Source organism: Pseudohongiella sp., assembly GCF_040877505.1.
GTDB lineage: Bacteria > Pseudomonadota > Gammaproteobacteria > Pseudomonadales > Pseudohongiellaceae > Pseudohongiella.
This window is the reverse complement of record NZ_JBBDNQ010000040.1, coordinates 125,447-139,357: the sequence shown is the minus strand read 5'-3', so window position 1 is coordinate 139,357 and position 13,911 is coordinate 125,447. Positions and strand designations below refer to the sequence as shown.

Sequence of the window (13,911 nt, the reverse complement as noted above, 5' to 3'; positions counted from 1 at the left end):
AGCTGTTATCTACGCAGCACGTCGCTGAGCGGTTTACGTGGTGAAGGTTTTTCCTTGGCCGCCAGTTCGTCAGGCAGGGTTTCCGGCGCGGCGGCTACGCCAATGGCGAGACCGCAGACCACCTTGTGATCGTCGTCCAGCTTCAGGTAAGCGGCTACCTCGTCGTGCTTGATACCACCCATGCCGTGGGTATACAGACCCATTTGCCGCGCCTGCATGCTTAACGCCATCCACGCCGCACCGGCGTCGTACTCGGCGTAGGCGTTGGCCTTGCCGTTATGGGCAAAGGTTTTTTTGACCACCACAAAACCCAGCAGGGAGGCGTTTTTTGCCCAGCTCTGGTTGCCTTCCAGCAACAGATTCAGATAATCATCGAAGGTCTTGTCAGTGGACACATGGAATTGCCAGGGCTGGGCGTTGAAACACGACGGTGCCCAGCGGGCCGCTTCAAACAGCAGTTCGACATCGGCTTCGCTGACGGGGGTTTTGACAAAAGCGCGTGGCGACCAGCGTTGGACCAGCAATGGATCAACACCCGGCAGGGCATCGCGGGCGCTAAAATCCGGGGAAATGGTATCAGGGTACTGATTTGGCTGTGACATGCTCAACTCCCTTGCGGACACCCGAGGGCGTCACAAAAAGAATTGAGTGTACCTTTCATGCGCGGACGCTGCCAGTGATAAGGGAGCGCTGCCAGTGACAAGAGGCCGCTGCCAATGATAAGCAGGCATTGCCAGTTGTTGCGGGTGGAAAAAAAATGCACATCCATGTGCTCCCTGTCCAAAACACTTACCTTGCTTTCTACACTCTTAATACAACCTCACTACACTCTCACTACATCTAAACTCTCTAAACTCTTATTACATCTACTGCGTTCACTGCATCTTCAACGCTTACAATGTGAAGTCCTTCTTAACATTGTTGACCACCAGGGTGTACTCACCTGCAGGCAGATCATCGGTATCCAGCGTGGTGGCAACCTCAAACATGACCACCGCCAGAATGCAGACCTCAGAGGTGGGCTTCGACTCGGGTATGGCGATGACAAATTTGCCGTCCTGGTAGGACACCGCTTCCGGCAGGATACTGACGCAGGCCGAGCGGTAACCTTTGGCCAGCACTTCAACACTGCCCGCTTCCTGCTGAATCTCCACCGACTCAATATTGGCCAGACTGCCGTCTTCCACGGCCGCAATGGTGAATCTGCCGGCGGCATCCTGAGTCAGCTCGATATTGCGGTAGTGACTGACCGTGTCACCTTCAACCACAACTGCGCCGGGGATAGTCAGAACGTTGTCGCGCAGAACCACCGGCGCCTGTTCCGCCCACAAGGCGTGACTGCAACCCATGAACACACCAGCAATTGCGAAATTTTTCCAGCTGAACATCCTTCTCTCCTTAAAACAAAACAGCCTGTTAATGTTACTTCTCCTGAATACTTCTCTGGTTACTTCTCCTGCGTGGGTCCGGTATCTGCACCTTACCCAGCGACACTGATGCTACCGTGGGAATAATTCCCACGTCAATATATGAAACCGGAAAAAGCGCTTCGTGTGACGACAATCACAAGCTTTCGTCGATAACACCACAGATGACAAAACTGCCAGTACAATCAGACACACAATATTCAGCAATGGCCTCATCGCCAGGAAAACCATGTAATGGATGAACAACCTTCATTGGCCACCGAACGGCTCCTGCTGCGACCGTTTCAAGCCACGGACGCAGCGCAGGTGCAATTGTTGGCCGGCAACCCGAACGTCGCAAACATGACCACCAACATCCCCTACCCTTACGTCGAGGGCGAGGCCGAGAACTGGATAGCTGGCCATGCCGATGAATGGCAACGTGGCAGCGCGGCGATATTTGCCATCTGTCTGCGCAGCAATGCTGAACTGATCGGCGCCGCTGGCCTGATGACGATTCACAACGGCGACGCAGAACTGGGGTATTGGATCGGTGAACCGCACTGGGACAATGGTTACGCAAGCGAAGCGGTAGATACCCTGATTGGTTTTGGAATAACATCCTGTGAATTAACCCGCATTCATGCACATCACTTGTCACGCAACCCGGCCTCTGGCAAGGTGTTAAGAAAAGCAGGACTGAAACGCCTCAGCAAAGGCAGTATCAGCGCACGCGACGGTGTGACGCAGGAAGACGCTGAGTTTTACGAATTAATCGTTACGGATTATTAGTGAACGTCTACGAGCAGCCCCGTTACGCGCAACCCCATAAGGAGTATGAAACATGTTGAATACAGGAACCTTGCTACACCGCCTCGCCCTTGCCGCCGCAGTGCCGCTGGCGCTGGCCGCCTGCGCATCGTCCGAATCGGGCACCAGCGCGGCCATCATGAATGGCATGCAGGGTGAGGAGACACGCTCAATCTGTTTCAATCGCAACATTCAGAGCTGGCACGACTTTGATAACGACTCCATCATTGTCGAAACCTCCGGCGATGAGTACTACAGGCTGGCGCTGGCCGGCGGTTGCAACACGCGCAATGCCTTCATGCAGATCGCGGTGGAATCACGCGGCGGCTCCTGTCTGACAACGGGCGACCGCATCACCTTTGACCGTGACCTGGGTCTGTCGTGTTCAGTGACACAAATCCATCGCTGGCATCTGGCCGATATGGCCGAGTAATTTTATTTTTCATTCCTCACCAGACGAATCCTGAACAAACAGGTGTCAGGATTTACATAGTGTTACAAAAATACAGGACCTACAGGAATTCCTGGCGCCAAAATCCAGTCATAGTATAGGCACGCTGCAAGAAGGAGAATTCAACGATAAAGGAGGAGTTCTTATCAGTAGCCAAAGCCAAAACAGTAGCCAAAACGAAAAAAAACCACTTGTCCTGATCACCGGTGCGGGCGGCAATATAGGGTCAGCGCTGACCAAAAAACTGAAACGTAGCTACCAGGTTGTTGGCCTGGACAGAGACGCAGCTGATTCTGTTCTGGTTGGCGACCTGACCTCCGCCGATTCCCTGAAACTGGCGTTTCGCGAACTGGGCGATCGTTACGGCAAAAAAATAGCGGCTGTCATCCACCTTGCTGCCTATTTTGATTTCACCGGCGTCAAGTCACCTCTATACGATGAAGTTAATGTCCAGGGCACAGAAAAGCTACTCGATGCTTTAAAAGGCTTTGAGGTAGAACGTTTTATTTACTCGGGCACCATGCTCATTCACGAAGCCGCTTCACCCGGAGAGCTGGTCAGTGAAAGTACGCCCATAGCACCCAAGTGGGCCTATCCCGAATCCAAAGCCCAGGCCGAAGCCGTGATTCGCAAGCACAGTAATGGTATGCCATTTACGCTTTTGCACCTGGCAGGCCTGTATGACGACACCACGGCAGTGCCCACACTCGCGCACCAGATAGCCCGCATTTACGAACGTGACATGAAAGCTCACCTGCATTCCGGGAATCCGGACGCCGGTCAATCCTTTATCCACATGGACGATATGCTGGCGCTTTTCAAGTGCTGCGTGGATCGTCGCAGCGACATGCCGACAGACTGCACAATACTGGCTGGCGAGCCTGAGGTCATGAGTTACAGTCAGTTGCAGGACGAACTGGGCCGGTTGATTCACGGAGAAGATGAATGGCGCACAATAACGCTGCCACAACCGATTGCCAAAGCCGGCGCCTGGCTGGAAGAAAAATCCGAGCCGGTGGTGCCCGATGCCATTGACCATGGCGAAAAACCATTCATACGCCCCTTCCTGATTGACCTGGCTTCCGATCATTACGCGCTGGACATCAGTCATGCCAAACACCTTCTGGACTGGCAACCCAAACACTTCATCGGCGACAAGCTGGCCACGCTGGTCAAGAACCTGAAGAAGGACCCGGTCGACTGGTATGAAAAAAACGGCATCCGTGCACCAGAGTGGCTGGTAAACGCGGAAGAAAAAACGGACAAACCGGAAGTCATGCGACAACGTCATGAAACCTGGTACAAGCAAGAGCACGCACGCAACCTGTGGGGGCCCCTGTTCAATATCGGGCTTGGGTTCTGGCTGATTGCATCAGTGCCGCGCCTGGCCTATGAATCCCAGGCCATGGTGTACAGCGATATTGTTGCCGGCATTGCGATTGTAGTACTGGCATTTCTGTCACTGTCCTGGCGCCTGCCGCTGGCTCGCTGGGCGACAGCGGCCGTTGGACTGTGGGTGATGTCCGCGCCGCTGGTGTTCTGGGCGCCCAGCGCGGCCGCTTATCTTAATGGTTCGCTGGTGGGCTTTCTGGTGGTTGCTTTTGCGGTACTGCTCAGGCCTGCGCCCGGGGTATCACCGTTGGCAGTGATGACCGGCCCCTCGATTCCGCCGGGCTGGGACTATTCACCTTCCAGCTGGTTTCAGCGCCTGCCCATTATCATTCTGGCGTTCATCGGTTTTTTTATTTCCGCCTACATGGCGGCCTATCAGCTGGGCCACGTGGACACGATATGGGAGCCATTCTTCACCGGGGCAATACCCGGTGATGGTGAAAACGGGACGGGTGAAATCATCACCTCCTCGATTTCCGAAGCCTGGCCAGTGCCGGATGCCGGTGCCGGGGCGCTGGTGTATCTGGTGGAAATCCTGGTGGGTGTGATTGGATCTTCACAGCGCTGGCGCACCATGCCCTGGTTGACCGTGCTGTTCGGCATCCTGATTGTACCGCTTGGTGCTATTTCCATCTCATTCATCATTATCCAGCCCATTCTGCTCGATACCTGGTGCACACTTTGCCTGATGGCTGCTGCCGCGATGCTGCTGCAGATACCATTCTCGGTAGACGAACTGCTGGCCACCGGGCAGTTTCTGTTGCGACGAAAACGGGCCGGGCATTCGGTGCTACGGGCCTTCTTTTTTGGTGACACCGATGAGGGCAGCCGGACCGAGAACAACGAAGACAATTTCCAACAGTCCCCCTTGATCATCTTCAAACAGATGTTCACCGGCGGAGTCAGGCTGTGTTATTGGTTGTGGCTTTGCGTGGCGACGGGTGTTCTGCTGATGCTGACTCGCCCCCTGCTCGGCGCAGAAGGCAACATGGCCAACGCTCATCATCTGGTAGGCGCACTGGTCATTACGACGTCCATTACCGCGCTTGCCGAAATTGCGCGGCCCCTGCGCTACCTGAACGTCTTTTTGGCGCTGGGGTTGATGATCTGTGCACTGGTGCTGGACGGCACCCTGATGACAACAATGGCAACCCTGATTGCCGCCTCCGTTATCATGGTCGCCAGTTTTCCCCGTGGTCCGGTCAATGGCGCCTATGGCAGCTGGTCGCGACTCATTGTCTGAGTGTGCCTGGGAGTCAACAAGCCCAGGCGCATAAACCAGATCTCCAATGGCAGGGTAACCAGCGGTGGAATCGCGGCGAGGACGGCCAGCGTGGTTGCCCAAAATGGCCAACGCAAACGCCAGGCCGCGATGACTGTCACCACCACGTAGAACACAAAGGCAGCGCCATGCAGTCGGCCAAACAACCAGACACCCAGGTCGGTGGTTTCAGTAACGTACTTGAGAAACATACCTATCAGCAGACCGGCCCAGGTGGCGGCTTCGATCAATGAGGCGATGGCAAACAGTCGGCCGGTGCCGGTGAGGTTTTTGACTGTCAAGACGGGTTTCTCCTGAGATATACTGGGCTTCAATACTGTAGATATAAACAGCATCATTGACAACACCCGAGATAGTCGCTAGCTTAGCGCGAAATCCCGGGTACACTTGAATATTGTAACAATCTTATTATTCATCGTCCCCGACGCGCTTTTACCGAATCGTCGTCAGGAGACTGTTTTGCGATTAGTCCCGAGTGCTCGCTTCCCCGTCATAGCACCCATCCTTGCAGCTTTCGTATTATTCACCTATCTGATGCCGGCCCATGCTGAGCGACGCAATTACCTGCTGCTCGAGCTCGATGGCCACAAGGTCAAGTGGGGAGAAAATCGCTTCGGTACGCCAGCCAGCGTCAGCTATGCCTTTGCCGAGGAAACAATGCACTTCGACGATGCGATCAATTGCCGTGAACTGGCACCGATCGAAGGTCTTGTCGGTGAGCGCCTCTCCCGGGAACAGCTGACGCACGAGACTGCAGTGGCATTCAGGGTCTGGGAGCGAGCTGCGGGACTGTCATTTCACAAAGTCAACGACCCCCGGGACGCGGATATTGTAATCGGCACGCAGGGACGCCCCCGCGGGCGGGCATTTGCCAACGTCAGCTATAAAACCGATGCTGAACACGAAGTGCGCACGATCCGGCAGGCGCTGGTGTGCCTGAACCCCACGCAAATGTGGAAAGTCGGATTTGATGGTGATGAGGATGTTTACGACATTCAATACACGCTTGTTCATGAGATCGGTCATGCCATCGGTCTGGACCATCCCGGTCCCTCCGGACAGGTGATGGCATTTCGTTACACCGAGGCCTTCAATGATCTGCAATCCGGCGATCTGCTTGGCGTGCAACAACTGTACGGACCTCCCAACGCTGGCAGCGCGTCTGCCGAAACCTTCCCTGGCACCGGTCAGTCCGGGATCGTCGGCGCCAAGGTTCCCGAGAATGTCCTGAGCATCAATGACTAGCATGCTCGTTAAAGATCACGGGTGTCAGCTTCACCCGTTGTCGACACACCCCAGCCGCTGCTCGCCACATAGACTTTACTCCAGTGGCTCGCCATTGCGTTGATAATCAGCACCTGTATCAGCGCCCGGGTCGCCGCCAGCCGCTCGCTGGTTGCCATCGACAGATCCTGACTATCAGCGGCCGTCGCCAGGAAGGTGTATACCCGACTAATATGTACCGGCAGGCAGACGCGCGGGGAGCGGTCATTAAAGGCGTGGATGACCGGGTAGGCAAGGTATTTCTGTGACACCCCGGCCATGTCCGCGTGAAGGCTGGCCAGTTGATCAGCTGCAATCTCTATACGCTGCGCTCTTTCGTCCGGTGGCGCCGGGGTCTCGTGCCTGCTCAGATCCATTGCATCGAGAAGCAGCGCGAGGCGTCGTTTCTCCACCACGGCAGTCAACACCTGGATACTGTAGGTGATCGCCAATGTCAGCAAAAACAGACCAGTAAAACCGGCCACAATGGACACCAGCCGCCCAAAGGTATCGAGTACGCGGAAATCACCATAACCCACGGTGGTGATGGTGTAGCCCACATAATAAATGCGGTCTACCAGTGACGCCTCCTGCTGCGTTGCCGTATTGATAAGTTGTATACCATCCCAACAAAACACCAGCACCCAACCCAGCCAGGTGCAGGCCAACCAGAACACAACCAGAACCACCAGCACAACCGATCCTGTCAACATCCGTAACCACTGGCTGTCCAGCCATCGATCAGCCAGGCGAAAGCACTTCCAGGTCAGGTGCGACACAACGTTTGAAGCAGGTCCCGCGCCCTCCATCGTCAGTGTGGTCATGACAAGATCAAGCAATGTGAAGCCAATGATTGCCAGACCGATAACAACAAAAATCCATGACACAGGTCAGTTTCCGTACTTGAATTAGCTGAATTAGCTGAATTAGTTGAATTAGTTAATCACGGCTTCTGGTAACCGAGCGCACGAAACGCCAGATCACCCTCCGCCGGATCGGCGTCAAAGTACACACCCACCTGGCGGGTCGACCCCGCGGGCAAATAGCCGATGCGAGCCTCGGCGCTTTCAGTGCTTCCTTCGCGCGTATGCAGTCTGGCTTCGACACCAAGATCGGAAGCGGTCAGATCACCCGTATTGCGAACGTCGAGAAGCACCAGAAAGCGTGTGCCCGAAGCCGATATCTGATGAATTTCAAAGTCAAACTCCGGAGCTCCTTCTTCACTGGTGACCGCTGTCCACAACAGAAAACTGATGGTACCCACAACCAGCAGCATGCCAACCAGGCCAACCAGTTTTTCCCACAGAGGGGTATCGGACATACCATTGTTCGACGTCAATTTCATAAGTCTCAGATAATCAGCCGGGCCGCTGCTGCGCCAATACCGGCTGGAAACAATAACACCAGGGTATTGGCCAGAAGCGCAGTGAAAGACAACCCATCCGATCTGCCAAAAATCCACAACATCAACACACTGATACTCACACCAACCAGAAGGGCCAGGCAGGTGTAATAAACATAGCCGGTAACAGTGCCGGTAACGCCTTCGCTGCGTTTGCCTTCAGAATAACTGCCGGCAATAACAAAAACATGCATCACCAGAACGGTGATAATGAACAAGCCGAGTAAGTGCCATGGTGACATCTGGTATGCAATCATCGGGATCTCTTCTGTTGGCGCCACGTTAAGAGCAAGAAACAGGGCTCCCACTGCCAACACAACTAGCTCATCACCCCTGCCTTTTTCGTCCGTTCTGTCGTGTTCGCCACTGCCCAGTTCACTTCGTCCAAGTAGCGCACCCAGGCTGGCTGGGATTGTCTGCAGCATGATTGTGCTGAAACTGATGCCGGCGGCCTGGTCAACATTCAGTGTGTTAAACAAAAACAGTGTCAACCCCGACACCAGAAACCCGAAGGCATAGGCGACAAATACATCAATGACATTGTCGACCAGGGCACGGCTGTCAGTAAAACCGATGACGCTGGATACGCCAACGAGTAGGGGAAAGCTCAGAAGCAACAGGCATAGCAGGCGCAGCGGGTCGATGTAAAAACCGAGCCACCACATCTCCATGGTCATCATCAGCGGTAAACTGAAAATGACCGCACCGCCAAACGCCCTCCCCACACCCAGCCACTGTTTCAGAGTAGGGTCCAGATCGGAGGCAGAACTGTCCAAAGGCGTGGTCATATAAACATTGTCTGGCTAATGGCGGGCACCCAAAAACGGGTGCCTGCCAGTGCTATCAGTTGTTGCGATCGTGTTGCACCTTAAGCTCATTGGCCATTCGCAGGTGCGCCTGCAAAATTGGCAACTTCTGTTGTGCAAAACCTCGGATCTGCGCATGGTCAGATCGGGCGGCACGCTCAAATAACTCGATTGTTTCTTCGTGCGCACTGATCTGATTATCGATATAGGCTTTGTCGAACGAGTCATCCCGCACTTCAAGTATCATCGCCTTGGCCTGGTCCATCAGGGTCGGGTCGTCTGACATTTCCATATCAGCGCGTTCAGCGATCTGACGCAGTTCGACGTTGGCAGCGTTGTGATCTTCGATCATAAGGTTAGCGAAGGCATGAACCGCCGGGCTTCCGTCCTCCAGTGCCATCCGTGCATTCTCTATTTCGGCGTGACCTTTTGCCGACGCGGTTTCAACAAAATCTTCTGCATCAATAGTCTTGCGGTTCATATCATCGCTTCCTCTGTTACGATTGGATTGATCTGCATCGTCGTCTACGGTGTTCCCTGCGGTTGGAACACCGGGCTGAGTTGTCTGTCCCTGAGCGTGCAGTTGTGCCACATTCAGCCCCATGGCCAGCGCAACCGCTGCGCCTATAAGTGTGCTTTTCATAGTTATCTCCAATTTAATTTCGTTACCTGAATCTCTATTTATCAACAATAGAGGCTCGAACCGCGTTGCTTGCTGAATCGGGCGGAATTGAGAATTTTGCAACATACATGCAACATAAAAGCTGTATTGTTCGGAAATCGTTTACTTATTTCGCTTGAAATACCTTAATTTTCCAATCGTCGTGTTGACGTCGATATTTTTTCGAAAATTTTGCAACATCGCTGTCGGCCTGATTTATTTCATGAGGCGTTGGATCATCCCACTGTTGCATATCATCCTCTTCTATTTCATAAATGTTGGCATCAGCTTGATTTCTACTCATGGTTCACCTCACTGTTCCGCAACCTCGCATTAATCAACCCGCATTAATCAAGATAGAGCATTGAGTTCGCCTTTTCTGTACGTTTTCGCTCATTGTGAACAGCGTCTCTGACAACTTACAAGAGCGAGACTTACGCGTAGTGTGCGGTAGCGGACCGACAGGAAAAATCGAATAAAAGTAGCCTTTAAGTCAGGCCGAGTCCTTGTAAAAATCACGCATGTAAATCCGAACCCTCATCAATGAGCGGAGATTAGAATGAGCGTACTAACAGGCATATTCGACAATAAGGGTTGCCCTCTGGATAAACAGACGTTTTCCTGGCAGCAGATAGCCAGTCACCCGATCAGTAAACTGGATGACGACGCGTTTACCCGTGTCAGAGTCATTCTCATGGCGGGCATTGAGCAGGACGCGCTGCGCCTTAAACACTTTGGCTCCCGGTTCCATAAGGAGCTGCAGCTTCCACTGGCACAGATCCGCCGCGTCGAGCAACACCAGATGACTGCGATAAACTGGCTGCTCTCGGCCGATCATTCGCCGCTGGAAACGACCATTGCCTTCGAGCAGGTTGCCATCGAAGTTACCGCGGCGGTCGCCCAGACCGAGCCCGACCCGTATCAGGCTCAAACCTACCGCTTCGGACTGTTGGAAGATTTCGATCATCTGTATCGTTACTCGGCAATGCTGGATCGCCTGGAAGGCAAAGACTCCAACAATATCCTGCAAGGGTATACCGATATCGTACCGGGCCGGCCAACATCGGAACATCATCGTGCGCCCGCGGACGACCTGCGGGAGAATTACCAGAAAGCCGATGCTGCCCTGGTGACCAAATTGCACGCTGCCATGATCACCGCAGCAGAGTTCCAAACCCACGACTATTATATGATCATTGGTCCGACATTCAGCGATCCGGTAGCCCGACAACTTTATGCCGAAATCGCCTCTGTGGAAGAGCAGCATGTCACCCAGTACGGGTCATTGATGGACCCCTCCGAGTCCTTTATCGAAAAGTGGCTGATACATGAAGCTATGGAGGTGTATGCCTACGCCAGTTGTGCAGAACAGGAAGACAATCCCAGGATTAAAGCTCTTTGGGAGCAATTTCTGGATTACGAGTTAGGGCACCTGGATGTGGCCTGTCAGTTATTCAAGAAGCTGGAGCGCCGCGATCCCGCAGAAATCCTGGCGGGTACTGTCCCCCAAATGGTCGAATTCAAGAGTCAGCGTGACTTTGTGCGCAAAGTACTCTCGGAAGAGAAAGATCTGCGCACCTCGGGCAGTGAGTATGTTGCCAAGGAACAGGAAAGCGAAGCGTCGCTGCAATACCGCAAGCAGATGAACGACCCGGTGGTTCCGTCCAATATTGCTTCCGCGGGTTACCAGTGGCAGCCAGGAACCGAACAGGCCAAATCCACAGGGGGTAATTCAAGATGAGTGCATCAGCAAAGATGGGACACAACAAAACCGGCGCACAAATGTCACCGGAGGAGATCAAACAACAATTGGAAGCCAATGAGCTGTTCCCGCCGGATATTCCCGGTGACGCCACCGCCATAGCTGAGGCGAGGAAACAGACCATTTCCGCTGCAGACCCGATAGGCACGGTACCCGTACCGGGCTCGGTCAAAGGCATGGTGAAAACGTCGTTTGAGAAAATGATGGGCAAGAACCCGGAAATTCTGATCGACAAAATGGCCGAACGACTCGCATTCGAGCGCACGGGTGTCAGACTGTATGATGCCATGCTGGCGAAAATTGCTGCGCTTGGCAACATCCCCGGGCCCACCGATGTCGAGCCGGTAATTCAGCAATTCCGCGATGAAGAACATCAGCACTTCCTCCTGCTGGTAGCGGCAATGGAAAAGCTGGGCGCTGACCCGACCGCGCAAACGCCCTGCGCAGACCTTGCCGGGGTCACTGCGCAAGGTTTGATGAAGGTTATTACCGATCCTCGTACCAATCTGGCTCAATCCATGAACGCATTACTGATCGCTGAGGCTGCTGACAACGTGGGCTGGGAACTACTGGTCGGCCTTGCCAAAGAGGCTGGCCATGACCATATGGCGGACGATTTCAGCGCCGCGCTGGCAGAAGAAAATCAGCATATGGCAACCATCAAGGAGTTCATGAAACATGCCGCCGTGGCTGAGCTGCTGTAAACGCCCATGGGCTCGTCGCTGACACGAGTGTTGATCATTTATCATTGGTGTCAGCTTCACCCTTTATCGACACATCCCGGCCGCTATGATGTTCAGCCTGATTGACGCTGCGCCGAACGACCATTGAATGTCCGAAGAAAATGTTCCAGGGACTATATTCTTCACAAGCTGCCAATTCCGTTCGCAAACCAACATTGCGTGCTATTTAACTATGCCGGGTGCGTCAGTCTCTTCGCTTAACGCAGGTTGCGCGGCAACACATTATGGATATTGGTGGCGGCGACAGCCGCGTGCCCCTCTGCAACCGAGATCTGATTAAGGGCACTGACAACGTCGCCAATTGCATACAGCCCATCGATTGACGTCATCTGGTCCGCGCTCACCAGCAGTTCGTTGTCCTTATCCACGTTTGCTCCCAGCGCGATGGCCAGCGTCGCCTGAGAGCGACTACCCAGCACCGGGTAGATGGTATCAAAGCTGCGACGTTCACCGCTCCCTTCTATGAAGCCACAGCGCAACCCATCGAATAGCAATTCCTTTGGCTTTTGTATAAACGCGATACCCCAGTCGCTTAGATTCTTGCGCAGTCGTGCATCCACTTGTTCGTCGTCACTCTGCACTAGCGTCACGCTCGCCGAATAGGTGCGCATGAATCTGGCGTGTTCTAAAGCAGTATAAAGTGGCCCATAAACCGCAAGATCACCGTCGCTGACCTCGTAACCGTCGCAGATGGCACACAAGCGAATCGCCCCGCAGTCGATTGCTTCCTCTACCCATGGCTGCGATGGCAGCACGTCCTTGATCCCAGTCGCCAGCAGCACAGTGCGTCCCTGGTAGTGGACGCCATTGGTGTCAGTCACCCGAAAACCACCGCTCACGCGTTCCAACCGCGACGCCGTTGCCCGAGTCACCCTGGTTCCGTACTCCACAGCCTGGGTGCGCAGGCGTTCCAGCAGTTCGTTCCCGCTCAGCCCATTGGGAAACCCGGGACAGTTGTGACTTTGCGGAATCCAGCGCGCGCGACTGTCACCGGCATCGAGCACGGTCACGTCACGGTGATACCTGTTGAGATACAGCGCTGCGGTTAATCCGGCGGGGCCGGCACCGATAATGATACAGCTCTTGAATTCCAGACCCGGCACTGCCTTCCTCCCACGTTATGCGCGACACGAACAAAAGGATAAGAAGGCGGCCCGACGACCCGACGCGCCTCAAATCACGTCGTGAATGAGACCGAGCTCGATTGCTTCATGGCATTCGATATACCAGTTTTCGGGCGCCCTGTCGCGTATCGTCGTGAAGTCCACCTTGGAGCCTTTAACGATCGCCCTAAATCCTTCTTCCTCAATAGTAATAGAATGCTCAATCTCGTGTAGCGTGGCCTTGAGCGCCGCAACACAGGAGCGCAGCGGGCCATTCACAGCCAACTTCTTGTTCATCTGGCGTTCGTGAATCATTAACCGCGTCGTCTTGGTCAGGAAGCGGCAGTCGACCGGAAAGGACGACATAAAAGTCGCACCGGCCGAATAAACCGCGACCTTGCCAAGGAACAGCATCTCGCGCCCACCCTGTTCGCGCAGTAATCGGACATCGTCGCCCATTAACCTGGCCATCTCGGGATCACCACCCAGCGTGGTGATGGTGATAACGATCGGCCCGGTGGCGTTGCAGACTGCAAGTTGCTGCCGAAAACTATCGTACATGTTCTCATCGACAGACCCCGACAAACGTATGTGTGGATTGGCAAGCAGAGCATGGCAGTCGGAATCGAGCATCGAAATCTCCAGCATGAAGGAGTAATAGAATTTTTCGGGTGCCCTGAGAGCAGGACAACTATTTAAACGCTGGGAGATCCATGTTGTCAGTGGGATTTCGAACATAGCGGTCACTTTTCCTCACTTCAGATAGCAATCCTTTTGCGTCTGCTAACGTACAGACCCAGCCCCGGAAATTTGAAAATCTCAACATGGAA

The 13,911-nt window shown here is 54.1% G+C and carries 16 protein-coding genes; 6 read left to right on the top strand and 10 right to left on the bottom strand.

All coding sequences use genetic code 11. The annotated features are described in order from the left end of the window. Positions 1-5 precede the first annotated feature (5 nt). Both WD071_RS14860 and WD071_RS14855 read right to left on the bottom strand, forming a co-directional pair. Positions 6-602: a nitroreductase family protein gene (locus WD071_RS14860; protein ID WP_368049177.1), complete on the bottom strand. Its 597-nt coding sequence runs from the start codon at positions 600-602 to the stop codon at positions 6-8. A 291-nt stretch (positions 603-893) separates the two neighbouring features. Further along, the gene (locus tag WD071_RS14855; RefSeq protein WP_368049176.1) at positions 894-1,388 is read right to left on the bottom strand and encodes a hypothetical protein; all 495 of its coding nucleotides are present in this window, start codon (positions 1,386-1,388) and stop codon (positions 894-896) included. Positions 1,389-1,661: 273 nt separating this feature from the next. On the opposite strand from WD071_RS14855, the gene WD071_RS14850 reads away from it, so the two are divergent. From WD071_RS14850 to WD071_RS14840, 3 genes are all read left to right on the top strand, one after another. Beyond that, positions 1,662-2,198, top strand: coding sequence for a GNAT family N-acetyltransferase (locus WD071_RS14850; RefSeq protein ID WP_368049175.1), 537 nt, complete (start codon positions 1,662-1,664; stop codon positions 2,196-2,198). Between the two features lie 52 nt (positions 2,199-2,250). After that, a complete protein-coding gene (locus tag WD071_RS14845) occupies positions 2,251-2,649 on the top strand; it encodes a DUF6491 family protein (RefSeq protein ID WP_368049174.1) in 399 nt (132 codons plus the stop codon). 70 nt (positions 2,650-2,719) lie between these two features. After that, positions 2,720-5,302, top strand: coding sequence for a vitamin K epoxide reductase family protein (locus WD071_RS14840; protein WP_368049224.1), 2,583 nt, complete (start codon positions 2,720-2,722; stop codon positions 5,300-5,302). Here the strand turns inward: WD071_RS14840 and WD071_RS14835 are convergent. Then, positions 5,272-5,622, bottom strand: coding sequence for a DUF3817 domain-containing protein (locus tag WD071_RS14835; protein WP_368049173.1), 351 nt, complete (start codon positions 5,620-5,622; stop codon positions 5,272-5,274). The two genes, WD071_RS14840 and WD071_RS14835, sit on opposite strands and share 31 nt — an antisense overlap. A 178-nt stretch (positions 5,623-5,800) precedes the next feature. Between WD071_RS14835 and WD071_RS14830 the strand changes: the two genes are divergently transcribed. Continuing rightward, entirely contained in the window at positions 5,801-6,586 is a 786-nt protein-coding gene (locus WD071_RS14830; protein WP_368049172.1) for a matrixin family metalloprotease, read from the top strand. A gap of 8 nt (positions 6,587-6,594) precedes the next feature. On the opposite strand, the gene WD071_RS14825 is transcribed toward WD071_RS14830, so the two are convergent. From WD071_RS14825 to WD071_RS14805, 5 genes are all read right to left on the bottom strand, one after another. Continuing rightward, a complete protein-coding gene (locus WD071_RS14825; protein WP_368049171.1) occupies positions 6,595-7,491 on the bottom strand; it encodes a potassium channel family protein in 897 nt (298 codons plus the stop codon). Between the two features lie 56 nt (positions 7,492-7,547). Beyond that, the gene (locus tag WD071_RS14820) at positions 7,548-7,925 is read right to left on the bottom strand and encodes a hypothetical protein (RefSeq protein WP_368049170.1); all 378 of its coding nucleotides are present in this window, start codon (positions 7,923-7,925) and stop codon (positions 7,548-7,550) included. Positions 7,926-7,954: 29 nt separating this feature from the next. Beyond that, positions 7,955-8,794: a TIGR02587 family membrane protein gene (locus WD071_RS14815; protein WP_368049169.1), complete on the bottom strand. Its 840-nt coding sequence runs from the start codon at positions 8,792-8,794 to the stop codon at positions 7,955-7,957. 55 nt (positions 8,795-8,849) lie between these two features. Continuing rightward, a complete protein-coding gene (locus WD071_RS14810; protein ID WP_368049168.1) occupies positions 8,850-9,455 on the bottom strand; it encodes a DUF4142 domain-containing protein in 606 nt (201 codons plus the stop codon). A 145-nt stretch (positions 9,456-9,600) separates the two neighbouring features. After that, a complete protein-coding gene (locus WD071_RS14805) occupies positions 9,601-9,777 on the bottom strand; it encodes a hypothetical protein (RefSeq protein ID WP_368049167.1) in 177 nt (58 codons plus the stop codon). A 255-nt stretch (positions 9,778-10,032) separates the two neighbouring features. Here WD071_RS14805 and WD071_RS14800 point away from each other — a divergent pair, with 255 nt between their 5' ends. Beyond that, on the top strand, positions 10,033-11,214 hold the full coding sequence (locus WD071_RS14800; protein WP_368049166.1) for a hypothetical protein: 1,182 nt from the start codon (positions 10,033-10,035) through the stop codon (positions 11,212-11,214). Then, positions 11,211-11,939, top strand: a complete 729-nt coding sequence (locus WD071_RS14795) for a ferritin Dps family protein (protein ID WP_368049165.1) — start codon at positions 11,211-11,213, stop codon at positions 11,937-11,939. Before WD071_RS14800 ends, WD071_RS14795 begins: the two co-directional genes overlap by 4 nt. Before the next feature lie 236 nt (positions 11,940-12,175). Here the strand turns inward: WD071_RS14795 and WD071_RS14790 are convergent, their stop codons facing one another. After that, the gene (locus WD071_RS14790; RefSeq protein ID WP_368049164.1) at positions 12,176-13,081 is read right to left on the bottom strand and encodes an NAD(P)/FAD-dependent oxidoreductase; all 906 of its coding nucleotides are present in this window, start codon (positions 13,079-13,081) and stop codon (positions 12,176-12,178) included. A 69-nt stretch (positions 13,082-13,150) separates the two neighbouring features. After that, positions 13,151-13,819 carry an ATP-dependent Clp protease proteolytic subunit gene (locus tag WD071_RS14785; RefSeq protein WP_368049163.1) on the bottom strand — a complete coding sequence of 223 codons (669 nt, stop codon included), beginning with the start codon at positions 13,817-13,819 and terminating at the stop codon, positions 13,151-13,153. Between the last annotated feature and the right edge of the window lie 92 nt (positions 13,820-13,911).